This is a genomic window from Lysinibacillus sp. CTST325 (assembly GCF_054665055.1).
Genome location: NZ_BAAFHO010000053.1, coordinates 1 through 370, shown reverse-complemented (window position 1 = coordinate 370; position 370 = coordinate 1). Strand labels below are relative to the sequence as shown.

Annotated in this window: 1 protein-coding gene; it reads right to left on the bottom strand. The window is 36.5% G+C overall.

The features are described from left to right. Nucleotides 1-276 (bottom strand): HTH domain-containing protein (locus tag ACYQ73_RS28290; protein WP_460015462.1); only part of this gene is annotated, 276 nt, incomplete at its 3' end. Nucleotides 277-370: the final 94 nt, after the last annotated feature.

The following is a 370-nucleotide window of genomic DNA, read 5'->3' as shown; positions in this document are numbered from 1 at the left end:
CGTTTTACGTGTATCTTGTAGACCAGCTACTCCAGTTGTACGATAAGCTGCACGCCAACGCTTTCCCGCTGAACTAATGCGCTTCAAACCAATCAGTTCAACATCTAAACCAGCCTCTTCAAAAATCGTTCTTGGGAGTTTTCCTTTTTCATTTTCTGCAATAAAATGGCGTTTGAATTCCTCAGTATAAGTAATCGCTTTATCACTAATAGCCTGGACATTAGGATTACAGTTTAGTTGTTCTTGCTCTTTTTTAGTAAATAATCTTTTCGTCATTTATTCCGCTCCGACATCTTTTTTCTCATTATAAACAAAAGTACCCTATAGGATAGACTTTTTTCAAAGTGTCTATCTTATAGGGTACAGTTTA